This is a genomic window from Xanthomonas sp. NCPPB 3442 (assembly GCF_056725145.1).
This window is the reverse complement of record NZ_CM161514.1, coordinates 3,776,817-3,799,045: the sequence shown is the minus strand read 5'-3', so window position 1 is coordinate 3,799,045 and position 22,229 is coordinate 3,776,817. Positions and strand designations below refer to the sequence as shown.

Below are 22,229 nucleotides of genomic sequence, written 5' to 3'. Positions count from 1 at the left end.
AGTGGAACGCCTGCGGGGTGACTGCCGATTTCGGTGTCGAGCGATTCCGCGCGGTGCTGCGTGCTGCCACTCTGCGCGCCGCACCTGGGTGCTGCGCGCTGGCCGACCGGCTGCGGTTGGCTGCGTGCATCACGTCATGCGCATCGACATATTCTCGCGAACCCGATTGTCCATGTCTTGCTGCTGGCTCTGCGCCAGCGCCTGCTGCCGCTGCACGCTGGCGGTTTCCAGTTGTTGCAGCGACTGCTCAACCGGTGTGCGCACCGCCACATCGGTGGGCATGGCAGCACGCAAGTGGGCAGGGTTAAGCACCGACCGGATGACATCATGCGCATTGGTCAATCCATTGCTGGGTTCGTCGCGAACGATAGGCAACGCAGGGTCAACAGGGTATGCAAGCTCAAGCCAGCGATTGCATGTGCAATATGGCGCAAGACATGCGAAGACGATCCATCACGGCCAACAGCATCATGCGTGTGGATCACGATGCTGGCGATGCAACAGCAGCTCGCTCTGCACGTCGACGGAGGGCGCTTGCCGCCATCCGTTGCGCTACATGTCGAGCTGCAGTGGCATCAATCCAAGCGACGACGCGTCACGCCCCGAACGCACCATCGATGGTATGCATCGCGCCGGTTACAAAGCTCGCTTCCGGGCCCGCCAGCCAGGCCACCATGCCGGCCACTTCCTCGGCGCGGCCGTGGCGCTTGATCGCCATGAAGCTGTGCATCAGGTCTTTCATCGGCCCGTTTTCCGGATTGGCGTCGGTATCGATCGGGCCCGGTTGCACCACGTTGATGGTGATGCCGCGCGGCCCGAAATCGCGCGCCAGGCCGCGCGCCAGCCCTTGCAGCGCGGATTTGCTCAGCGCGTAAGAGGCCATGCCGGGCAGCGGCATGCGGTCGCCGTTGACCGAGCCGATCACGATGATCCGCCCGCCAGGTGGCATCTGCCGCGCGGCCTCCACGGCGGCGTGGTAGGGCGCGTGCACGTTGATGCGGAACAGCCGGTCCACCGCGTCCCGATCCTGGTCCAGCGCATCGCCGAACAAGGCGATGCCGGAGTTGACTACCAGCACATCCAGCGGCCCACTGCGTCGCACCGTGTCGATGACCGCATCGCGATCGGCGCTGTCTGCCAGCACCGCGGTGCTGCCGGTTTCGCCGGCCAGGCGCTGCGCCGCTTCGGCGGAGCCGGCGTAGGTAAACGCCACTCGCGCGCCGTCGGCCACGAAGCGCCGCACGATGGCGGCCCCAATTCCCCGGCTGCCGCCGAGCACCAACACGGACTTGTCCTTGAACGCTGACATGCACCCACCTCGCTATTAATGTAGCGGGTAATACATAATAGATCTCGTCTGCCGTCAAGGGTTTTGTAACAATGACTACAGAAATCTCTCGGTCCCGCGGCCGGCCGCGGGCGTTCGACCCGGATCAAGCGATCGCCACCGCGCAGCAGCTGTTCCATGCGCGTGGCTACGACGCACTGAGCGTGGCCGACCTCACCGCGGCGCTGGGCATCAACCCGCCCAGTTTCTACGCCGCCTTCGGCAGCAAGGCCGGCCTGTATGCGCGCATCCTCGACCGCTACGCGCAGACCGGTGCCATCCCGCTGCCGCAGATTCTGGACGCCAACCGTCCGCTGGCCGACGCCCTGGCCGACCTACTGGAGCAGGCCGCCCGCTGCTACGCCGCAGACCCCGCCGCCACCGGCTGCCTGGTGCTGGAAGGCACGCGCAGCAACGACGCGCAGGCACGCGAGGCGGCCTGCAGCTTTCATGTCGCCGCCCAGGAGTTGATCCGCTCCCACATCGCCAAGCAGTGCCCGCACGACGCAGACCGGCTGGCGGATTTCGTCAGCACCACCATGGCCGGCCTGTCCGCCAGTGCCCGGCATGGGCAGAGCCTGGAGCGTCTGCTGGCGAGTGCGCGGTTGGCGGGAGAGGGGATTCGGGCGGCGCTGCGCGGGTAGGCAGGGCGCGGGTAGGCAAGGTGCGAGCGGGCAGAGGGCTTTCGATGGCGTGCGCGCACCTGCTCGCTAATCGAGGTGCGCTTGCCGCTACCCAGTACGGTCAATGGGCAGGTGGTACGAGACGATCGTGATTGGCCGTCGCTCAGGCGAAGTCGTTGTCGGATGATTGGTGCTGTAAATCAGGAAGGGACGGGGCAGCGCCTGTGGGACATCCATGTTCTAGGCTGGCTTTAACACAGGCCACTTCAACCTCCTTGTGCAATGCTGATGAGCACATGGAGCCGCGCGCAGCGTGTTGGTTAAACGTTTCAAACTATCCGAATTGCTGCTCACCCCGGACAGTCGCGCTGAGTCCATGCCAGATGGCGTCGTTGCGGGATGCAGCGTCTATTTCGGTCCCGAAATGAGAGTGTCGCTGAACCGTTTTCGTCTGCGATCAATCACTTGACCGAGCCTGCTCATACGGCCACAGTCCGTGGCGTTCGCCCTCTCCGTTCAAGGATGCCCGTGAAGAAGCTGACGCATTGCATCGTGGCGACCGCGCTGGCGCCCATCATGACGCTTGGGTGTGCACGGCTTTCGATGGAACAGGCTGCCGCAAAACCCCCAAGTGGTGCACAAAAAGCATCGTCTTTTCCTCAGGCGCCTGCTGCCACGCCTTCACCTTGGGTGTCCTTCAAGCTGGAACGGCAGATGGGCGCCGTCTGTGTGGACCGTAGGCAATCACAGGGCTCCTCACCTGCGCCTTTGCTAAGGGACGGGTTTTGCAAAGGCCCGGCACCTGCGCATATGGCGGCTGCATTGCTTGCCCTGCCTGCAGATGCGGTCGATGCCTCGCCGCAAGCGCGCGAAGCGGGCCTGCGCGATGCCGTATACGTGGCCGCACCCGGATTGGGACGGCGCGCGGACTTCACCGTGGTGGCGGGTGAACTGACGATCCGTTCGTTTGAAAGTGCTGATCCCGACAAAACGGTGTACCTGGTCTGGTCGGTGAAATGTGGCGCGGGCGAGGCAGGCCTTGCGTGCCAGTCAGGCAAAGGGCGAAAGGCGTATCGCGTCACCAAGGACGGCACCGCACGCGATGTCAGTGCAGCGGTGTTTCCACCAGCGCCTAGCTTGACTGCAGAAGATGTTGCCCGGCAAAACGACCACGGCGGCTCGGAGCTTTTTCTGTTCGATGACAAGCTGCCCTTGGCGCCGACAATGCGATGGTTGATGGAATTCGACCCTGACCAGCCGCTGGCCACCGATGACCCGAAGCGCGTCGGGTCTTACGCCCATTTTGGTTTTCTTCGGTGGACAGGCGAACGCTTCGAGCTGGTAGAACGAGTCGCTAGAGCGCAGTGGCCGTGTCGCCAGCAGCGCACAGGCGAACCGGCATGTGCGGATTATCCAGATGGTGAGGACCGTTTCATCAGCGAGTGACCACTTCTGCAAGGAGCATCGAAATGGCGAGATCCAACGATTTAGACATCCGTGCGACTGCCGACCAGATTTCTGCGTTGTTCAACGCCAATCGACAGGCCGAGGCGCTGCGCATGCTTGATGAGCGCAGACAAGGCCAGGCAGAGGTCGTGCGTGACGCACTGGATCGCTATATCGGCGCAGCGTCCGCCGGTGCAATCGCCAATCATCAACAAGGGCCGGTCGCCGCTGCGGATGCCAGTGTGCTGCAACGCTTGCAACTAGCCGCGTCAAATCAGCCAGCAATTCCGCCGCAAGCGCAAATGGCTGCCTTGAGCGACGCACAGCGCTATGACGTCTACGCCAGCATCGTACAGGTGCGAGGTAACGAAGCCGCGCACGAGGCACTCTCGCGACCCAACGAGCGCGTGGTATTAGGCCTTCGCCAGGAAAACTCAACGCTTGCGGCCATGCAGGATCGCGCGCATGCCGGAAGCTTGCGGAGCGACGATCCGGCAACCCCTGCCATCAACGAAGCCCAGGGCGGCACGGGCGTCTACAACGACCGCCTGGTCGTACTGTGGAAGGATGCCGATGGCACGCGGCATACGCAGGTCGCCCAACAAGCAAACACCGAGCCGACTGCGCAGTACGATCATCATGCAGGCAACACGGGGCGGCGCCCGCGTGCGGAAGGCGGCATGGAGAACAGGACATTTGCACCGTCGCCAGGCTTTGAAAGCATCACCAGGCCCAGGAAGATCGAAGGCGAGGATGTCAATGCCGATGGCATCAGGGATCTCGGTCGCCTGAGCGAAGGCACCATCGAGATGCGGATGGGGCAGCACCCAAATCCCAGCCGGCCAGGCACCCAAGACAACGCATTACGCCCAAGTCAGGCGGCAGTCGATGCAGGGCGGGGCGGGGTACAGCGGGATAGCAATGCGGACGGCTGGTTTGATCAAGCCGATCTCAACGGTGTGCAAAATCTCAACGACACCTTCAAGATTCATCGCGGTTCCAGCGGCAGTACCGATTCGGCTGGCTGCCAGACAATTCATCCAGCCGAGTACGATGGGTTCATCGCGGCGGTGCAAGGCAACCCAGCGCAGACGCGCTGGCAATACGTGTTGACCAGCACCACACCCGGGCCGGTGCGGGAGCAGCATCAGGACCAAGGGCGAGGGCGTGAAGGGGTACAGCCAGGGCAGGAGGAGCGGGGACATCCTCCAGCCCAGCTGCAGCGGCAGAACGGCGGGCCTGCCGCGCCCGTGCCTGGGAGGCCGCGACAGGCAGACTCAGAAGACGCCCAGCCCGCGCCTCACCCGTTGCATGCACAGGCCAGCACCTTGGTTGGCCAGTTGGACGCCAGCATGGGCCGCGCCAGCGATGCGCACAGCGAGCGGATGAGCGCCAGCCTGGCCCATCTGGCAAAAGAGCACGGGCTCGAGCGCATCGACCACGTAATGCTGAGCAATCAAACATCGCGTGCAGCGGCCGGTGCCACCGTGTTCGTGGTGCAGGGCGAACCCAGCAACCCGGCCCATCTGCGTGCCAGCATGCCCACTGACATGGCAGTCAATACTCCGGTGGAGCACTCGCTGGCAAAGCTGCAAGAGCTCGACGCGCGTACGTTGGCGCAAGCGCAGAGTCAGGGGCAGGAAAGATCGATGGCGCAGGAAGAGGTTGTCAGGCCCCGAAGTATTGGGTGAGGTAGTCAGCTTCCACCCTTCGGGCGTAATCAGTACTCGGGTTCGCTTCTGAAAAACCCGCTTGCAAAAATCAGTCGCTAGACGGATATTCCATATTCCGGAATATGGAATATGGGCGGACCTAGCGGTGGAATTGAAGCCCCAAGATCTGGTGGTGCTGTACAAGCAAGTCGCCCAGGCTGGCCAGGCCTGGACGTATGCATCCCTTGGAGAAGCGCTGGGCATGAGCCCTTCTCAGGTGCATCGCAGCGTCAAGCGCGCGGTGGCATCCGGCTTGGCGCTGGAAAAAGGCCGCGGCGAGTGGGAAACGGTGCGCACCGCGCTGCACGAGTTTGCGGTCCACGGCGTGCGTTACGCCTTTCCTGCCGTCATCGGGCCGCTAAGGCGTGGCATTCCTACGGCCTTCGGCGTGCCCCCACTGTCCATTGCCATTTCCAGCTCCCCAGGGGATGCACCGGTGTGGCCAAGCGCGCAGGGCGCGGCTAAAGGCCCCAGCTTGTCGCCGTTGTCGACCGGTGTGCCCAGCGCTGCGCTGGCCGACCCTGCCTTGCACCAACTGCTGGCGCTGCAGGACGCCCTACGCAGCGGGCGTGCCCGCGAGCGCACGCTGGCAGCGAGCTATCTCAAACAATTGCTGAGGCTTGGCGATGCGCTCTGACGATCCTAATTTGCCGCACCTGCTTGTGATTGCGAATGCATTGGGCGAGCTTTGCGAACACGTAGTCTTCCTCGGCGGAGCAGTTGTTGGCCTGCTGGTGTCGGATCCATTGGCGGAAAGCGTCCGCGCCACCTATGACGTCGATGCGGTGGTCGATCTTGATTGGGCACGATTCCGCGGTATCGAGGCGCGTGTGGAGTCGCAGGGCTTTGCGCGCGAGATGCGCAGCGGTGTCGTCTGCCGCTGGGTACACCAAGCGTCGGGCGTCATCTTCGACCTGATGCCGGTGGATGCCGGCGTGCTTGGCTTCTCCAACCGCTGGTACGCCCATGCTGTAGAGACGGCCCAAGTGGTGGCCTTGAGCGATCGCCTTTCCATCCGCTTGGTGACAGCGACTGCATTCGTGGCGACCAAGCTCGAAGCCTTCGTTACCCGAGGCAACAGCGACTTCCTTTCCAGTCACGACCTGGAGGACGTCCTCAATGTCGTCGATGGCCGGGCCGAGTTGGTGGAAGAGTTTGCCGTGGAGCATGCAGACCTTCGGCAGTGGGTTGCCGACGTGTTTGCGGGGCTAGTGTATAACCCGGCGTTTGTGAACGCGTTGCCGGGATTGGTCGCCGACCCGCAGCGCGCAAGCATCGTGCTTCAGCGTCTACGCACCATTGCATCAGCGTAGCTGCGGCATCGTCGGCTTAGGTCTGCAAAGAAAACCTTGAAGCACCGCCGCCCGCTTGCGATGATGCATCGCAATTGCAACGCACTAGGTCCGCCATGAAATCCGCATCTCTTCCATCGCTACGCGTAGATCCGGCGCTGCGCGTAGCGGCCGAAGCCGTGTTGCAGGAGGGCGAGACGCTGTCCAGCTTCGTCGAGCACTCCGTGCGCGCCCAGGTGCAGCAGCGTCAGCAGCAGGAAGCCTTCATTGCGCGCGGGCTGGCCTCGCGTGACAGCGCCAAGGCATCCAACCAGTACATCGACGCGAAGGATGTGTTGGCCGGGCTGCAGTCCCAACTGGACAAGGCGCGCAAGGGCTGAGCCAGCGTGGGATTTTCCGTCCGCTTCACTCATCAAGCGCGCAACGAGCCCGCGCGCCTTTACGACTGGCTGCTACAGCGTGCCGAAGGCGACTTCACCGTGGCCGAGCGTGCGCTGCAGGCCATCGGCGATGGCGTCACCGTGCTTGAACTGGCGCCGTTGAGCTGCCGCAAGGCGAGGGTGGCGGATCCGTTCTTGCGGGAGCTGGTGATCGGCTTCGGTGCCAGCGGCTACGTGCTGCTGTTCGAGGTTGAGAGCGATCAGGTCGTCACCGTTTTGGCAGTCAGGCATCAGCGTGAAGACGACTATCATTAAGCACGGCGTTAGCGCCAACGTCGCGCCACAGGGGAAGTAGATGGCCAATATCAGCAGGCGCCGCACGGGGGAATTGACCCGTGCGCTGTTCCATATCCTCAAGACCCAGCCGGAGGGCATGCGCGCCGCAGACGCGCTGGCCGCACTGGAAAAGCAGGTCGTGCTCACCGAGTACGAAGCGGGCGACTACGAAACCGGCGGCCGTCGCTTCGAGAAGATCGTGCGCTTCAGCACCGTGGCGCCGGTCAAGGCCGGCTGGTTGGTCAAGGACAAAGGCATCTGGACCCTCACGCCAGAGGGGGAAGCGGCGCTGCACGCCTACCCGGATCCGGAGCAATTCATCCGTGCGGTTGGGCAGCTGTACAAGAAATGGAAGAGTGCCCAGCCCGTTGCCGACGAGGTCGACGATCCCGAAGGCGAACTTACCGAGGAATCGGCCAGCATCACGCTGGAAGAAGCCGAAGAAATGGCATGGGCCGAGATCGAGGCTTACCTTGCTGCGATGCCGCCGTATGACTTCCAGGAACTCGTGGCGTCGCTGCTACGGGCGATGGGCTACCACGTCGCCTGGGTCGCACCACCCGGCAAGGACGGTGGCACCGACATCATTGCCTACAACGACCCACTCGGCACCCGCCCGCCGCGCATCAAGGTGCAGGTCAAGCGCAATGCCAACTCACCGCGGATTGATGTAACAGGCCTGCGCAGCTTTATGGCGGTTCTGGGGGAGGGTGATGTCGGGCTGTACGTCGCGCTGTCCGGCTTCACCAAGGACGCCGACTATGAGGCGCGGCAGTCGCATCGTCGCATCAATCTGATTGATGCGCGGAAGTTGGTGGAGCTATGGACCACGCACTATGCACAGCTCAGTGACGCTGCCCGCACACAACTGCCATTGAAGCCGGTTTGGTTCCTTGCTCCAGAAAGCTGACAAAAGCCCTGCGAAGAAAGCTGGTGGTCTCAGTGAGCTGTCTGTAAAAAATCCATCATCTGGCGCCGTCGATCCGCGTTGAGAGGCGAAACTGATGCCAATCTTTCACTCGAATTTAAGCATTACTTAAAGAGACGTTTGATTCATGCCCTTGACCCTCCCCCAGCTGGAACGCCATCTGTTCAAGGCCGCCGACATCCTGCGCGGTAAGATGGATGCGTCCGAATTCAAGGAATACATCTTCGGGATGTTGTTCCTCAAGCGTTGCTCCGATGTGTTCGAGCAGCGCCGCGAGCAGGTCATCGCCGAGCGCAAGCGCGCCGGTGAAAGCGATGCGCAAGCCAACGCTTCTGCCGAAAATCCGCGCTGGTACAAGGTCGAAGGTGCGTTTTGGGTTCCGCGGATTTCGCGCTACCAGACGTTGGTCAACGATGCCCACCAGAACGTGGGCGACGCGCTGAACAAGGCGCTGTCCGGGATCGAAGACACCAACAACAGCCTTGACGGCGTGCTGGAGCACATCGACTTCACCCGCAAGGTTGGCCAGAGCAAGCTCCCCGACATCAAGCTGCGCCAGCTGATCACCCACTTCGCTCTGCATCGCCTGCGCAACGAGGATTTCGAGTTTCCCGACCTGCTGGGTGCGGCCTATGAATACCTGATCGGCGAATTCGCCGACTCCGCCGGCAAGAAAGGCGGCGAGTTCTACACGCCCCGCTCGGTGGTTCGGATGATGGTGCAGCTGCTCAAGCCCGAGCAGCATCACGACATCTATGATCCCTGCAGCGGATCGGGCGGTATGTTGATCCTGTCCAAGGACTACATTGACGAACATGGCGGCGACGGCCGCAAGGCCAATCTGTTCGGGCAGGAGTTCAATGGCACGGTCTGGTCGATCTCCCAAATGAACATGCTGCTGCATGGCATCAGCACCGCCGATCTGCGCAACGAGGATACGCTGGCCGAGCCGCAGCATGTCGCCGGTGGCGAGCTGCAGCGCTTCGACCGCGTGCTGACCAACCCACCGTTCTCGATCAACTGGGGCACCGCCGACAAGAACGCCGATGGCACGCCGGCCTGGGCACCGAAGTTCCCCGAACGCTTCCGCTACGGCCAGGTGCCGCTGGGCGCGAAGAAGGCCGACCTGATGTTCCTGCAGCACATGGTGGCCGTGACCCGCGATGGCGGCATGATCGCCACGGTCATGCCGCATGGCGTGCTGTTTCGCGGTGGTGATGAGGCACGCATCCGCGCCGGGCTGATTGCCGACGACCTGCTGGAAGCGGTGATCGGCGTGGCGCCCAATCTGTTCTACGGCACCGGCATCCCCGCCTGCATCCTGGTGCTGCGTCAACAGGTGCAGCATGGTGGCAACCGCGTCAGCGGCAAGCCGGTGCAGCGCCAGGGCAAGGTGCTCTTCATCAATGCCGACCGAGAGTATTTCGAGGGGCGTGCGCAGAATTACCTGTTGCCCGAGCACATCGAGAAGATCGTCACCACGTTCGACGAATTCCGGGCCATCGACGGCTTTTCCGCCATCGTCGATAACGCCACGCTGCTGGAGAACGGCTGCAACCTCAACATCCGCCGGTATGCCGACAACGCCCCGGCACCGGAACCGCACGACGTGCGCGCGCATCTGGTTGGCGGCGTGCCGAAAGCCGAGGTGCAGGCCAAGGCCGCGCTGTTCGCTGCGCATGGCCTCGACCCGCAGGAGCTATTCGTCGTGCGTGACGCGGCGTATTTCGATTTTGCGCCGATGCTGACCGCCCGCGCCGAGCTCAAGCCCGCCGTCGAAGGCAATCCCGGCCTGCAAGCGAAGGAGGCGGCGCTGCGCGACGTGTTCGAGGCATGGTGGCAGGCCCACGGCACCCGCATCACCGCGCTGGCCGGGCGCCAGAACGATGCCGCTGCGCTGGTCGCGCTACGCCACGAATTGTTGGCCAGCTTCAGCGACGCGCTGGAAGCCGTTGGCCTGCTCGATCCGTTCCAGGTGCGCGGCATCATCGCCGGCTTCTGGGTACAGAGCCGCTACGAATTCCAGACCCTGATGGCGCGCGGCGCCCGCGGCGTCATCGACGCCTGGCGCACCAGCATCGTCACCGCGCTGGAGGACAAGGCCAGCAAGGACAACCCGCTGGACCACAAGCTGGTGCGTTTCCTGATGGCCGAGTTCGTCGAAGCCATCGCCGAACTGGAGGCGAAGAAGGCCGAGCTGGACAGCCAGATCAAGGCGGCCGACCCCAAAGCATCGAAAGACGCCGATGGCGAGGACGGCGATACCGAACCGGCCGATGCGGACGAGAACGAAGATACCTTCGATGAGGCACAGCTCAAGGCCTGGAAGAAAGACCTGGCTGCAGTCAAGAAGCAGCTCAAGGTCCAGAAGGACAGCTTCACGAATGAGCTCGACCGCAAGGTCGATGCGTTGGACGACGCGGCAGCCGCAGCGCTGCTGCTGACCATCCTGCACGACGACATGCGCGCCATTGTCGAGCGCTATGTCGCCGCGCAGCGCAAGGATGTCGTGGCCGCGTTCGAGACGTGGTGGGACAAGTACCGGGTGACGCTGGCGGATATCGAAGGCAAGCGCGATGAGGCGGCGCGAGCGTTGCAAGGGTTCTTGAAGGGGTTGGGGTATGTCTGAGGTCCGTCTTGGTCCGGGAACATTGCCGATTCATCCAGAGGACCTACCCGAGGGTTGGCAGGCGCTGCAACTGAAGAGCTTTTGTGATTTCATCCAAGGCGGACGCAAAGGGCTGACAAAGCAGAACTATCTAAGCAGCGGATTTCCTGCGTTCAGCGCAGCGGGGCAGGACGGGTTTGTTGACGTCCCGGAGTTCCATGACACCGACGCAGTTATTCTTTCAGCTATCGGCGCCAACTGCGGACGCTGCTTCTTGGCAAGTGGGGACTGGACAACGCTCGCCAATGTGCAAGCAGTGGTGCCGAGCGCCGAGCAGGCGAGCGCCAGATTCTTGCATTACAGAGTTAATCGCGATGACTACTGGCCTCGGTCCGGCTCCGCACAGCCTTTCATCAAGCCTAGCGATATGAAGTTGTGCTGGCTCGCGTTGCCTCCGCTGCCTCAGCAAGAAGTTATTGGGAGTGTCCTGAAGGTCCTCGACACCGCCATCCACGAAACCGAGGCACTGATCGTCAAGCTCAAGGCCGTCAAGCAGGGCCTGCTGCACGACCTGCTGACGCGGGGCATCGACGCCAATGGCGAACTACGCCTGCCGCAGTCTGAGGCGCCTCATCTCTACAAGTCATCGTTGCTGGGTTGGATTCCTACTGATTGGGAGACTCCGTGCTTCTCTGCTCTGCAATTCCAGCCATTGCTCGGTGTGGGTGTTCGCGGTGCGAGCGAAGATGCCGCGAATTACGGTCTACTGAAGATGGGTAATCTCCGGGAAAATAACGAAATCGATCTCCGTTCAGTGGAACTGGTTGCGGCATCGCGTGTCCTACACGCTGATAAGCTTCTGCTCTCTGAGGGAGATCTACTATTCAATACACGTAACACCCCAGAGCTGGTCGGGAAGACCTGTTCTTGGCGCGACGTAGAGGCTGAGCACGTCTTCGATAACAATATTCTTAGGGCGAGGATACCCAGCCATATCGGGAGCGGTCATTTTTTTGCCCACTATCTGGGAAGTGAAGTAGGCCGTCGGCGTGTTCGTCGACTAGCCACCGGTACTACGTCTGTAGCGGCGATTTACTGGAAGGATCTCAAGGGTCTGAGGGTGCCCGCGCCGTCTACCCAAGAGCAGAACGCCATCCACAGGATCATCGATGAGCATGACAAATCCCGGGCTTTCACCGAGAGGAATATGAGCGCTCTACATGAAGCCAAGTTAGGTCTTATGCACGACCTCCTCACCGGTCGCGTCCGCGTCACCCCGCTGCTGGATGCCGCCACCGCATGACCCACACCCTGCCACCTGCCGAATCGCTGACGGTCGAGTTCAAGAGCGACCGCAGGAAGCTGTCCGACACCGAGCTGGCCGAGGCTGTGGTGTGTCTGGCCAACGCGGACGGTGGCGAGCTGTGGCTGGGCGTGGAAGACGATGGCAGGCCGACCGGCCTGCATGCCGATCACCGGCAGTTGGTCGGCTTGCCCGGCCTGATCGCGGCGCGCACCTCGCCCGCTATCGCGGTGCAGGTGGAGGCGGTGGAGATTGACGGTGTGCCCGTGGCACGGATCGTGGTACCCAAGGCCGCCTCGGTGGTGGCTACCGCCGCTGGCGTCTACCTGCGTCGCCGCCTTAAACACGATGGCACGCCCGAATGCGTGCCGATGCTGCCGCATGAGCGCGACAGCCGTCTCGGTCAGCTCGGCCTGGTCGATGCGTCGGCGCAGCCGGTGGCCGGCGCGCAGTTGTCCGATTTCGATCCGCTGGAGCGCGAGCGCCTGCGCCAAGCCGTGCAGCAGTACGGCGGCGACCGCGTGCTACTGGAGCTGGACGACGAGGCGCTGGACGGCGCGCTGGGCTTCACGACGCGCCAATCCGACGGCCTCCGCGTGCCGACGCTGTGTGGCCTGTTGGTGATCGGTCGGGTCGAAGCGCTGCGTCAGCATGTGGCCACGCATGAGTTTGCGTTCCAGGTGCTGGCCGAGCAGGCGGTACGCTTCAATGAGTTCCGGCGCGTGCCGCTGCTGCAGGCCATCGAGTGGCTGGAAACCAACTTCCGCCCGTACAACCCGGAGGAAGAACTGCAGGTCGGCCTTTTCCGCGTGCCGGTGCCCAAGGTCGATATGGGGGCCTACCGCGAGGCGGTGGCCAATGCGCTGATCCACCGCGATTACCACCGCATGGGCGCGGTGCACGTGCGGCTGGAGAACGACGCGCTGGTGGTCAGCAACCCCGGCGGCCTGGTCGACGGGGTGACGCTGGATAACCTGCTGACCACCGAGCCGCGCCCACGCAACCGGGCATTGGCCGATGCGATGAAGCGCATCGGGGTGGTGGAACGCTCGGGGCGCGGGGTCGATACGATCTATCGCGGCCTGCTGCGCTTCGGCCGCTCGGCGCCGGACTACACGCGCACCGACAGCCACAGCGTGGTGGTGCGGCTGGATACCGGCGCGGCGGATCTCGACTTCGGCCGCATGGTGGTGGAGCAGGAGCGGCGCAGCCATGGCGAGTTGCCGATCGATAGCCTGATCGCACTGGCCGCGTTGCGCGAGCTCAAGCGCGTGACCGCCGACGAGTTGGCGGCGCGCATCCAGCGAGACCCGGCCAGCGCCAAGCGCACGCTGGAGGCGCTGACCGAGGCCGGCCTGATCGAAGCGCACGGGCAGACCCGTGGGCGCAGCTACACCTTGTCGGCGGCCGTGTATCAGCGCCAGGGCGAGAAGGCCGCCTATACCCGGCAAGCCGGCTTCACCAGCCTGCAGAACGAGCAGTTGGTGCTGAACTACGTGCAGCAGCACGGGCAGATCCGCCGTGCCGAGGTGATGGAGCTGTGTCGATTGGGTGCCTTGCAGGCCAAGGCGCTGTTGTGGCGGCTGAAAGAGCAAGGGCGGCTGTCCCAACATGGGACACGCCGGGTGGCCTACTACACCCTTGAACCTGACGACTGAAAGGGTGTCGCCAGGAGAACGGGGTTCTTTCTTCGGAGGTCTTTGGGACTCTTTGGAGGTCTTTGGACATCTTTGGAGGTCTTTGGACATCTTTGGAGGTCTTTGGATGTCTTTGGATCGCTTTGGGGTTCCTTGGAGGTCCGTGAGAATGTTGGGATGTTCATGGATGCCTGCATCCAGCCAGGGAGATGCTGATGGGTTGGGAGTTGGAAGACGTTGAGAAGCCTTTCGTGGCGCAGCTGCAGGCGGTGGGCTGGGCCCATCTGGCCGGCAGCCTGGACGACCCTGCCGTCACGGAACGCAGCGGCTTCGCCGAGGTCGTTCAGAAAGCCCGGCTGCGCGAGCGCCTGCTGGCGCTGAACCCGGGGCCGGACGGCCAACCGTGGCTGGACGATGCCCGCCTGGCTGACGCGGTGGCCGCCATCACGCGCCTGGGCGCACACAAGTTGATGGAGGCCAATCAGCAGGCCACCGAGCTGCTGATCAAGGGCCTGACGGTCGACGGGCTGCCTGGCTGGGATGGCGGGCGTGGGCAGACGATCCGCTATATCGATTGGGACACGCCGGGCAACAACCGTTTTACCGTGGTCAGCCAGTATCGCGTGGACTGCCCGCCTGGCTTCAACAGCGCCAAGGCCTTCATCGTGCCGGACCTGGTGTTGCTGGTGAATGGCATCCCGTTGGTGGTGGTGGAGTGCAAGAGTCCGTCCATCCCCGAGCCGTTGAGCGAGGCAGTGGACCAGTTGCGCCGCTACAGCAACCAGCGCAAGGCGGCGCTGGAAGTGGACGAGAACGAGGGCAACGAGGCGCTGTTCGCCGCCAACCAGTTGTTGGTGGCCAGCTGCGTGGATGAGGCGCGGGTGGGAAGTATCGGTGCGGGCTTCGAGCACTTCGCGCAGTGGAAGACCGTGGTGGGGCCGGACGGCGAAGGATCAGAGGCAGAGGCGGCGCAACGCTTCGGCAAGCAGGCGCTCAATGCCCAGGAGCGATTGATTGCCGGCCTGCTGGCGCCAGCGAACCTGCTGGATGTGGTGAAGCATTTCCTGCTGTTCATGCAGGTGGGCGGGCAGACCATCAAATCGGTGTGCCGCTATCAGCAGTACCGTGCGGTGAACCGTGCGATCGCAAGGCTCAAGCGCGGCCAGACCCGGCTGCAGCATGGCGAAAGCGATCAGCGTGGCGGCATCATCTGGCATACCCAGGGCTCGGGAAAGTCGCTGACCATGGTGTTTTTGGTGCGCAAGATGCGCGCCGAGCCGGCGCTGCGACGCTTCAAGGTCGTCGTGGTCACCGACCGCAAGGACCTGCAAGGCCAGCTGTCCGTCACCGCCACGCTCACCGGCGAGACGGTAGAGGTGGCCGACAGCACGTCAGGCCTGAAAGCCCTGGCACGGCGCAAGGGGCCGGGGTTGGTGTTCGTCACCATCCAGAAGTACCGCGATGGCGACACGGCCAACGATGCGCCGCTGAAGGCCGAGGACCTGCCGGGTGCTGGACACGCGGTCAAGGAGGCGCGGGCGCTGTATGGCAAGGCCGAAGCGGCTGCGGAGCACTTCGAGGTGCTCAACGATGATGAGGCCATCCTGGTGCTGGTGGACGAGGCGCATCGTACCCAGGCCGGCGACCTGCATGCCAACCTGCTGGCCGGATTGCCCAACTGCGCGCGCATCGGCTTTACCGGCACGCCGATCATCATGGGCGAGAAAAAGCGCACCCACGAGATCTTCGGTGAGTTCATCGACCGCTACACCATCAAGGAGGCCGAGGCCGATGGAGCGACGGTGCCGGTGCTCTACGAAGGACGTACTGCCAACGGCGCCATCAAGGATGGCGCGAATCTGGATGAACTGTTCGAGGATCTGTTCCGTCAGCACACGCCGGAAGAGCTGGAAGCGATCAAGCAAAAGTATGCCACCAAGGGCCATATCTTCGATGCGCCGGCGCTGATTGCCGACAAGGCGCGCGACATCCTGCGACATTACGTCGCCAACATCCTGCCCAATGGCTACAAGGCCCAGGTGGTGGCCTACAGCCGGCTGGCCGCCACCCGCTATTTCGTCGCCCTGAAAGCCGCGCGCGACGAGCTGTTGCAGGAGGCCGACGCGCTGACCCCGCAGGACAAGGCGATGGATGATGAAGCCCTTTGTCTGCGGCCGCCGAAGGTGCGGGCAGTGGTGCAGGCGTGGCGCTATCGCGAGGTGCTGGCGCGTATCGCGTTCGCGCCGATCATCTCCGGCAGCAACAACGACGATCCCGGCTGGAAGCACTGGACCGACAGTGCCACCCATGAGTCGCTGATCAAACGCTTCAAGAAGCCGCTGCTGCATCCGGATATGACCAAGGCGGATCCGCTGGCGTTCCTGGTGGTCAAGTCGATGTTGCTGACGGGATTCGATGCGCCGATTGCCGGCGTGATGTACCTGGACCGGCCCATTCGTGAGGCCGAGTTGCTGCAGGCCATTGCGCGCGTCAATCGCACCGGCTTTGGCAAGCGTCGCGGCATCGTGGTGGATTACTACGGTGTGGCCCAGCATCTGAAGGAAGCGCTGGCTGCCTACGCCGATGAAGATGTGGTTGGCGCATTGGCGAGTTTGAAGGACGAAGTACCGGTACTGCGCGATCGGCATGCCCGGGTGGTTGACCTGTTCGGCGAACGGGGCATCGACTCGCTGGCGGACACCGAGGCCTGTGTGGATGCACTCGGTAACGAAAAGCTCAGAGCGGAGTTCGTGGTCAAACTCAAGGCGTTTCTAGGATCGCTGGACACGGTGTTGCCACGTCCGGAAGGCCTGCCGTTCTCTGCCGATGCCAAGCGCCTGGCCTATATCCATGCGCGCGCCCGTAATCGCTACAAGGACACGCCGGTGCTTGGGAAGGACGTGGGCGCCAAGGTGCGCAAGCTGATCGACGATCATGTGATCTCGCTGGGCATCGACCCGAAGATTGCGCCGATCCAGCTGACAGATGCCCAGTTCGATGCACATGTGAGCCGGGCCGCGAATGACCGCGCCAAGGCTTCGGAAATGGAACACGCGGTGCGCTCGCATATCCGCAAGCACGCCGACGAGGACCCGGTGCTGTATCGCAAGCTTTCCGAGCGATTGAACGAGATCCTGCGGACGTTAGGCGAACAATGGAGTGCGGTGGTTGCCCAGCTGCAGGCACTGGTGGACGATGTGCGCAACGGCAGCGCCGGTGCCGCCGATGCGCCAGCAGGTGTGCCGGAGCATTGCGCGCCGTTTCTTCGCACGGTGATGGACGTGGTCTGTGCCGGGCGCGAGCCGCCCCCAGCGGAACTGCTCCGGTTGATGGACGTGACCGTGGAGCTGGTCGAGTTGTTGGTGCAGGAGCTGCAGAGCAACCGCAATATCTGGAGCTTGCACAAGCGCGCGGCACAGGAACAGCTCAACGGTTTGCTGTTCGACCGTCTGATGCGGCTGCGTCCCCCGCTGATGGACGAAGCTGCGGCCGGGCTGCTCACCGACAAGCTGATGGAACAGGCGCGTGCCAGCCACGCGCGGTTGATGCAGGTGTGATGCCATGCGAGCAGCCATGACAGCCTCCAGTCTGCAGGTGGACGATCTGCTGTTCACGGTGCGACACAGTGGGCGCCGCCGGACGATGGAGATTACCGTCGAGCGTGATGGCGCGTTGGTGCTGTCTGCACCGCCGGACGTGGCAGAGTCCAGGTTGCGTGCCTTTGTGCAGGAAAAGCGCTTCTGGATCTACACCCGGTTGGCGGAGAAGGATCGCCTGCAGCGCCATGCGCCGCGCAAGGAGTTCGTGGGCGGCGAGGGCTTTCTTTATTTGGGGCGGAGCTATCGGCTGAAGGTGATGTCCGATCAGAGCGTGCCCCTGAAACTGTCCGCCGGGCGTTTTTGCCTGGCGTCGCAGGCCTTGCCCGAGGCCAGGGAGCATTTCGTCCGCTGGTATGGGGCACGTGCCAAAGCCTGGCTGTCCACGCGCATGGTGGAGCATGCGGCCCGGATGGAAGTCGCACCGGCGGGCGTAAAGGTGCAGGATCTGGGCTACCGCTGGGGTTCGTGTGGCAAGGGCGACTGGTTGTACTTCCATTGGAAGACCATCCTGCTGCCGCCGCGCATCGCCGAGTACGTGTTGGTGCATGAGATGGCGCATCTGCATGAGGCGCACCACACTCCTGCGTTCTGGCTACGGTTGGAGCGTGCCATGCCAGACTATGCGCAACGCAAGGCGTGGCTTGCCGAGCATGGGATGGACGTAGAAGGGATTTGAAAACTCTGATGCGTTGCGCCGATTGCGCGATTTGGCCGGTCTTGTGGCGGTGCCGCCGAGCTGGTGGATTCCACGCGCTCTGGTCGGCATACAGGTAAGGTCACTAACGCTATTGCCGGCTAACCTTGACGCCAAGCCTTGCCAGTAGCACGATCACCTCACGGAGCCTCGGAACTCCTCGTACAGCGGTTCGCCACCTCCGACATCGGTGGTTCGCTTAGACAAATGCGAGAGATCGAATGACCGGGGCTGATCAACAGCTGAGTATGAACACTGGCTACTACCTGCCAGAAGGCGCGCAATACCGTTTGCAGCAACTGCGCGACCATATGCGGTTTTTAGCGCGCTTGGCGCAGCCACGCACGCAGGCCGAAGAGCAGGCAAGGCAGCCGGCCATCTGCATGGACGAGTTGGCGTTTTGTCTAGAGCTACTGGCCGAGCAGGTGGGCCGGGTGCTGGACGATGTGGAGTGCGCTGTCGTCGAAGGGGCGCATCCATTGCCATGACGTGGTGTGCCGTCTGGATCACCGCCGAATGTATGCATGATCCGCACGGGTATGGCAGCACGCAGCGGTGCCGATTGAATGCCCGAGTCAGCGCTCAGGCTGCGCGCGTGTCTGCACACTTGCCTCATTTGTCTTTCAATCCCGCGCATCTAGGCGCGGTCACTACACCCTACGTGGTCCATCGGCTCGCGCTCACCTGTAACCGTGGGCGCTGCTGAAAATAATTGCTGCTAAAAAGAAGGCAGCCGCTTCAGTTTTTCGAAGGTGCGATGCATCCGGTCACGGGGCGGGAGCGGTGGTTCGGTGAAAAATGGGTCGCGCAGCAGTCTCTCTGCCTTGGTGCGCTCGCCGGTTCCGTCGTCCAGCATGCTGTTGAAGAAGCGGACCACAATGCGCTTGTGGTCGGCCGGGAGAGCCTGCAACGCATCCATGAAGGGGAAGGTGTCTGCGGTCTTGGCGCGATTGATCCCGATCATGCCCATGTTGTAGTCGGGGCGCTTGAGCACATGCACCAGCAATTGCGCCACGCTGTAGACGTCGCGCGCATGCCTGGCAGGGGTGCTCAAGTCGTAGAAGCCCGGTGTGCCGCCGCGGTTAGGGTCGCCTTCTTCTGCGCCGAGCCCCATGTCGATCAGCCGGAAGATCTTCATGGGTTGGTCGTACATGACGTTGTTGTGCGAGATGTCCTGATGCACGATGCCGGCGTCTTCGCAGCAGGCGATCCCCACCAGTACGTCGGCCATCAGCTGCCGGGCCAGGCCGAGATACTCCATTGCGCTGATGGCGCCTTGCTGCAGCGCTGTGCGTGCGCGGCCAATCATGCTGCGCACGCTGATGCCGTCGATTTTCTCCAGCAAAATGCCGAAGGTGTGTTCGATCTGCACCACGCCGTGGGCGCGCACGATATACGGCACTGCATCGACCGACCTGATCATTTGATATTCCTGGAAGATCATGGCTTTGCGCTCAGCGACCCGTTGCTGCAGCGCCGGTGCGTCTGCAGCGGTGGCAGGGTCGCACAATGTCGGCGGGATCGGCCGTTGCGGGTCGGTGCGCAACAAGGCCTTGAAGATGAAGTCGCGTCCGCAATTTTGCTCGCCCTGCCAAAGATCTTCGGCCAGCCGCACCGCGTAGGTCGAGGCGGATGCGCCGGTGCCGACGGTGGGCATGGCGTCCAGCGTTCCTGCAGTGCCTGCGTGCCCGGTTTCCAGCGTCACGTGGACAAACCCATTGTCTACATCCAGGGCGCCGGGCTTCAACGCCGAGAGCTTCTGGATCAAGTCCGGGCGTTCGGAGCGGCTGGTCAGCGATTTCACCAGGCGCGGGCTCAGCACGACGTGCTGCTGGGCATGACGCGTATCGCTGACCAGCCGCCGTGCGTTGCGCAAGTTCTGGAATGCGTCACTGCTGTCGGCGCCCGCAAGGGCCGACAGGCGCGCCGGCGTCTCCAGCAGACAGGCCCAGGTCGGTGAGCCGGGTTGCGGGCCCAGACGGGGGCTGCGGCCGGTGAGAGGCGTCGTTGGCGAGTCGCTACTGGATGAGGACCAGGTGTGCGGTGCCAACGCTGCCTGCAGGCGGGGCACCACGACCTCCAGGCGCTTACGTTCGTCGGCAAGTACGCCGGTGATGCTTCTTCTTTTTTCCAGCAGGTTGAGCGGATGGTCTGCGACAGGTTGCGGCGGGGTGTGTGGCTCGGGCGCCTGTGCAGTTTCGGGCGCATCGCGCTCTGCGTCTGCGCGCAGCGCGGTGGAAGGGAGAGTGAAGTTGCCGGAGATCTGTTTCATGGTCGAGGACAGTGTGGTCAACGATCAGGGGAGGTGGCTCTGGCGGTTCGCTTGCAACACGCGGCAGCTGGAGTGAGCCGCTGGCACCAGGGGTCACTCAGCGGCGATGCCGGCTGCGTCACTTTCATCATCATTGAGGCAGTGGTGCATGCGGAGGGAGCAATGCACGAAGCAGTGCAGGCGTGGGCGAAGTTGCGCGGGTGCTGCATGTCCTGGCCGCTGGCGCGGAGGATCGGCGCCGGCTGTGGTGGCCAACGCGCGCTTTCAACACGATCGCCAGCCGCCCTGCTCGTTTGCCTGCAGCGATAGGTGGCGCGTGCATGCACCGCTCGCGCACTTTGGCAAGCTCCGTGCCGCTTGTTTCGTGTTCGGCAATGGTTTTTCGGCCGGATGCGTCATGCTCGATCATGCTGGGGAACAATGGTGCACATCGATAGCGGAGAGGTGACGATGCGACCTTCAGCATTGACATCCGTCACGCGCCGAGGCGCCAGGCGCGAGCAGCCAGAGAATGCGACCGTGGCAGACGCCGGCCCGTCTGCACCGGCCGGCGACCCGCACGCCAACACACAATTGGCGCAGAGCCTGCCGCGGCGGCCGGTGCGCGAGGCGCAACTGAGGGCGCCAGGCTCCCCGCGCGGTGTTCCCCTTGCCAATCTAGGGCGAACGATGGCCCACGTGGGCGCCGCCGGGGCCGCAGTATGGGGCGGTTTTTCGGCAATCCAGGCGCCTGCAGCGGCGGCCTACGGCTATTTCAACGATGACCTGTATTACAAGAATCTTGCTGTAGTCAGTGGCTACCAGGCAGTGGGAGCGCTGGCTGCATTCCTGGGAATGGGGCTGGCCGACGTGCTGGCCGCGCGCTACGTGGAGGCGCAAACCCGGTGGTACGAAGTGCCGACCAAGGCGCAGCGCGCAAGCGAGTTGGGAGCCACCGAGGCCTGCCTGGATCAGGCGGTCGACATGGTGACCAGATTGGACGCCGATCCTCCTGGGCCTGGCATGGACGAAGGCGAGCGGCTGGCCTTGGCCAGGGATCTGATGCACCTCATGACGGTGGAGCGTTCTCGCTTGCCGCCGGAATTGTGGCAAGCGGCCAGCGGTGTTGGCGACGATGCGCACAGGTTGGTCACCCAGCTTTTGCAGGCAGCCAGAGCCCGCGCCGCGGCGCAAGCGTCGACGTCGTCGGCAGACTGAGTGAGCGCTGGCAAATGGCGGGAGCATGCGGCCCGCAATCGCCGAGCCGGTGCTGCTCGAGGATTACACCGGCGCCGACTTGAGGATGCCCGACAAACTCTCCCGCAGGATCAGCTGCAGATGCATGCGGTTGAGTTCCATGCCGCTGGTCATCACGCTGTGCAGGCCGCCGCACATGGCAGCGACGGCGAAGACGCGGGCCTGGAATTCGTGTTCGCTGCTGGCGGTGTCGGTGTGGCCGCGGAGCAGGCGCTTGAGCAATGCGCTGAGGTGTTCGATCAGCGATGCGCTCTGCCGGCGCATGAAGGCGGCCAGCACCGGGTCGCGCAGGGTGGCCAGGTGCAGCTCCAGGTCGATGCGGGTGCGCTTGATGTTGATTTCCTGCAGCAGCCAGTCTTCGAGCAGGCCGGCGATGAAGTCCACCACGTGCACGTTGGCCGGGCGTTCCACCAGCCACATCTGACGGATGGCGCGCATGTAGTTGCGTTCGAGCAATGCGCGCACCAGCGCGTCCTTGTCTTCGAAGCGCTGCAGCAGGCTGCCGCATGACAGACGGGTGCGTTCGGCGATGAGTTCGAAGCTGGTGGCCGAAAGGCCGATCTCGTCGATGCAGCGTTCGGCGGCATCCAGTACGTCGTCTAGCAGGAGCTCTTCGCGCTGTTTTGCGGTGCGCAGCTGAAGGACGTTGGACATGGGCGAGCGGCGTGGCGGGGGCCTGCAGTATACCGAGCCAGGGTTATGCATCCGTTGGAGCGGCGCTGGTCCGTGCCATGGCGCATGTTCCCTGCGGCATGCACCGTGTGCGGGCTCATGCATGACACCGGTGGCGCGGCGGCGCATGGCCGCACGCATGGTCGACCACCCGTTCACGGCGG

Annotated in this window: 20 protein-coding genes; 15 read left to right on the top strand and 5 right to left on the bottom strand. The window is 63.4% G+C overall.

The window, feature by feature from the left end; translation table 11 throughout:
* Positions 1-129 precede the first annotated feature (129 nt).
* Both AC1POX_RS16370 and bdcA read right to left on the bottom strand, forming a co-directional pair.
* Positions 130-282: a hypothetical protein gene (locus tag AC1POX_RS16370; RefSeq protein WP_008578173.1), complete on the bottom strand. Its 153-nt coding sequence runs from the start codon at positions 280-282 to the stop codon at positions 130-132.
* 313 nt (positions 283-595) lie between these two features.
* Positions 596-1,309 carry an SDR family oxidoreductase gene (gene bdcA / locus AC1POX_RS16365; RefSeq protein WP_372356395.1) on the bottom strand — a complete coding sequence of 238 codons (714 nt, stop codon included), beginning with the start codon at positions 1,307-1,309 and terminating at the stop codon, positions 596-598.
* 71 nt (positions 1,310-1,380) lie between these two features.
* Here bdcA and AC1POX_RS16360 point away from each other — a divergent pair, with 71 nt between their 5' ends.
* Positions 1,381-1,971, top strand: a complete 591-nt coding sequence (locus tag AC1POX_RS16360; protein WP_372356394.1) for a TetR/AcrR family transcriptional regulator — start codon at positions 1,381-1,383, stop codon at positions 1,969-1,971.
* Between the two features lie 789 nt (positions 1,972-2,760).
* Positions 2,761-3,396: a hypothetical protein gene (locus tag AC1POX_RS16355; protein WP_372357185.1), complete on the top strand. Its 636-nt coding sequence runs from the start codon at positions 2,761-2,763 to the stop codon at positions 3,394-3,396.
* Positions 3,397-3,437: 41 nt separating this feature from the next.
* Here AC1POX_RS16355 and AC1POX_RS16350 read toward each other — a convergent pair whose 3' ends face one another.
* On the bottom strand, positions 3,438-3,656 hold the full coding sequence (locus AC1POX_RS16350; protein WP_102256910.1) for a hypothetical protein: 219 nt from the start codon (positions 3,654-3,656) through the stop codon (positions 3,438-3,440).
* A gap of 42 nt (positions 3,657-3,698) precedes the next feature.
* Here AC1POX_RS16350 and AC1POX_RS16345 point away from each other — a divergent pair, with 42 nt between their 5' ends.
* The 12 genes from AC1POX_RS16345 (at position 3,699) to AC1POX_RS16290 (ending at position 18,373) form a co-directional block, all read left to right on the top strand.
* Complete coding sequence (locus AC1POX_RS16345; protein WP_372356393.1) at positions 3,699-5,087, top strand: XVIPCD domain-containing protein; 1,389 nt, start codon at positions 3,699-3,701, stop codon at positions 5,085-5,087.
* A 127-nt stretch (positions 5,088-5,214) separates the two neighbouring features.
* Complete coding sequence (locus AC1POX_RS16340) at positions 5,215-5,745, top strand: hypothetical protein (RefSeq protein WP_082339449.1); 531 nt, start codon at positions 5,215-5,217, stop codon at positions 5,743-5,745.
* Entirely contained in the window at positions 5,735-6,421 is a 687-nt protein-coding gene (locus AC1POX_RS16335) for a hypothetical protein (protein WP_372356392.1), read from the top strand. Before AC1POX_RS16340 ends, AC1POX_RS16335 begins: the two co-directional genes overlap by 11 nt.
* A gap of 95 nt (positions 6,422-6,516) precedes the next feature.
* On the top strand, positions 6,517-6,780 hold the full coding sequence (locus AC1POX_RS16330; protein ID WP_372356391.1) for a YlcI/YnfO family protein: 264 nt from the start codon (positions 6,517-6,519) through the stop codon (positions 6,778-6,780).
* Between the two features lie 6 nt (positions 6,781-6,786).
* Positions 6,787-7,095, top strand: coding sequence for a type II toxin-antitoxin system RelE/ParE family toxin (locus AC1POX_RS16325; protein ID WP_219196352.1), 309 nt, complete (start codon positions 6,787-6,789; stop codon positions 7,093-7,095).
* Between the two features lie 40 nt (positions 7,096-7,135).
* A complete protein-coding gene (locus AC1POX_RS16320; protein ID WP_372356390.1) occupies positions 7,136-8,026 on the top strand; it encodes a restriction endonuclease in 891 nt (296 codons plus the stop codon).
* A 145-nt stretch (positions 8,027-8,171) separates the two neighbouring features.
* Positions 8,172-10,673 (top strand): type I restriction-modification system subunit M, encoded by a 2,502-nt coding sequence (locus AC1POX_RS16315; protein ID WP_372356389.1) that lies wholly within the window; start codon positions 8,172-8,174, stop codon positions 10,671-10,673.
* Entirely contained in the window at positions 10,666-11,955 is a 1,290-nt protein-coding gene (locus AC1POX_RS16310) for a restriction endonuclease subunit S (protein WP_372356388.1), read from the top strand. The genes AC1POX_RS16315 and AC1POX_RS16310 overlap by 8 nt, the downstream gene beginning before the upstream one ends.
* Positions 11,952-13,613, top strand: a complete 1,662-nt coding sequence (locus tag AC1POX_RS16305; protein WP_031421491.1) for an ATP-binding protein — start codon at positions 11,952-11,954, stop codon at positions 13,611-13,613. The genes AC1POX_RS16310 and AC1POX_RS16305 overlap by 4 nt, the downstream gene beginning before the upstream one ends.
* A gap of 194 nt (positions 13,614-13,807) precedes the next feature.
* On the top strand, positions 13,808-17,149 hold the full coding sequence (locus AC1POX_RS16300) for a type I restriction endonuclease subunit R (RefSeq protein ID WP_372356387.1): 3,342 nt from the start codon (positions 13,808-13,810) through the stop codon (positions 17,147-17,149).
* 37 nt (positions 17,150-17,186) lie between these two features.
* On the top strand, positions 17,187-17,867 hold the full coding sequence (locus AC1POX_RS16295) for a M48 family metallopeptidase (protein ID WP_218540344.1): 681 nt from the start codon (positions 17,187-17,189) through the stop codon (positions 17,865-17,867).
* A 266-nt stretch (positions 17,868-18,133) separates the two neighbouring features.
* Positions 18,134-18,373 carry an XAC0095 family protein gene (locus AC1POX_RS16290; protein WP_181388307.1) on the top strand — a complete coding sequence of 80 codons (240 nt, stop codon included), beginning with the start codon at positions 18,134-18,136 and terminating at the stop codon, positions 18,371-18,373.
* A gap of 230 nt (positions 18,374-18,603) precedes the next feature.
* On the opposite strand, the gene xopAU is transcribed toward AC1POX_RS16290, so the two are convergent.
* Positions 18,604-20,178, bottom strand: a complete 1,575-nt coding sequence (xopAU, locus tag AC1POX_RS16285) for a XopAU family type III secretion system effector serine/threonine kinase (RefSeq protein WP_372356386.1) — start codon at positions 20,176-20,178, stop codon at positions 18,604-18,606.
* Between the two features lie 399 nt (positions 20,179-20,577).
* On the opposite strand from xopAU, the gene xopAV reads away from it, so the two are divergent.
* Complete coding sequence (gene xopAV, locus AC1POX_RS16280; protein WP_136733022.1) at positions 20,578-21,354, top strand: type III secretion system effector XopAV; 777 nt, start codon at positions 20,578-20,580, stop codon at positions 21,352-21,354.
* Between the two features lie 63 nt (positions 21,355-21,417).
* Here the strand turns inward: xopAV and AC1POX_RS16275 are convergent, their stop codons facing one another.
* Positions 21,418-22,047 (bottom strand): TetR/AcrR family transcriptional regulator, encoded by a 630-nt coding sequence (locus AC1POX_RS16275; RefSeq protein ID WP_008574141.1) that lies wholly within the window; start codon positions 22,045-22,047, stop codon positions 21,418-21,420.
* Between the last annotated feature and the right edge of the window lie 182 nt (positions 22,048-22,229).

Coding starts and splice junctions, on each gene's coding strand:
- AC1POX_RS16310 (WP_372356388.1), top strand. CDS start 10,666: ATGTCTGAGGTCCGTCTTGGTCCGGGAACATTGCCGATTCATCCAGAG.
- AC1POX_RS16300 (WP_372356387.1), top strand. CDS start 13,808: ATGGGTTGGGAGTTGGAAGACGTTGAGAAGCCTTTCGTGGCGCAGCTG.
- AC1POX_RS16320 (WP_372356390.1), top strand. CDS start 7,136: ATGGCCAATATCAGCAGGCGCCGCACGGGGGAATTGACCCGTGCGCTG.
- AC1POX_RS16335 (WP_372356392.1), top strand. CDS start 5,735: ATGCGCTCTGACGATCCTAATTTGCCGCACCTGCTTGTGATTGCGAAT.
- AC1POX_RS16370 (WP_008578173.1), bottom strand. CDS start 282: ATGCCCACCGATGTGGCGGTGCGCACACCGGTTGAGCAGTCGCTGCAA.
- AC1POX_RS16360 (WP_372356394.1), top strand. CDS start 1,381: ATGACTACAGAAATCTCTCGGTCCCGCGGCCGGCCGCGGGCGTTCGAC.
- AC1POX_RS16345 (WP_372356393.1), top strand. CDS start 3,699: ATGGCTGCCTTGAGCGACGCACAGCGCTATGACGTCTACGCCAGCATC.
- AC1POX_RS16275 (WP_008574141.1), bottom strand. CDS start 22,047: ATGTCCAACGTCCTTCAGCTGCGCACCGCAAAACAGCGCGAAGAGCTC.
- AC1POX_RS16330 (WP_372356391.1), top strand. CDS start 6,517: ATGAAATCCGCATCTCTTCCATCGCTACGCGTAGATCCGGCGCTGCGC.
- AC1POX_RS16290 (WP_181388307.1), top strand. CDS start 18,134: ATGAACACTGGCTACTACCTGCCAGAAGGCGCGCAATACCGTTTGCAG.
- AC1POX_RS16315 (WP_372356389.1), top strand. CDS start 8,172: ATGCCCTTGACCCTCCCCCAGCTGGAACGCCATCTGTTCAAGGCCGCC.
- bdcA (WP_372356395.1), bottom strand. CDS start 1,309: ATGTCAGCGTTCAAGGACAAGTCCGTGTTGGTGCTCGGCGGCAGCCGG.
- AC1POX_RS16355 (WP_372357185.1), top strand. CDS start 2,761: ATGGCGGCTGCATTGCTTGCCCTGCCTGCAGATGCGGTCGATGCCTCG.
- AC1POX_RS16305 (WP_031421491.1), top strand. CDS start 11,952: ATGACCCACACCCTGCCACCTGCCGAATCGCTGACGGTCGAGTTCAAG.
- xopAV (WP_136733022.1), top strand. CDS start 20,578: ATGGTGCACATCGATAGCGGAGAGGTGACGATGCGACCTTCAGCATTG.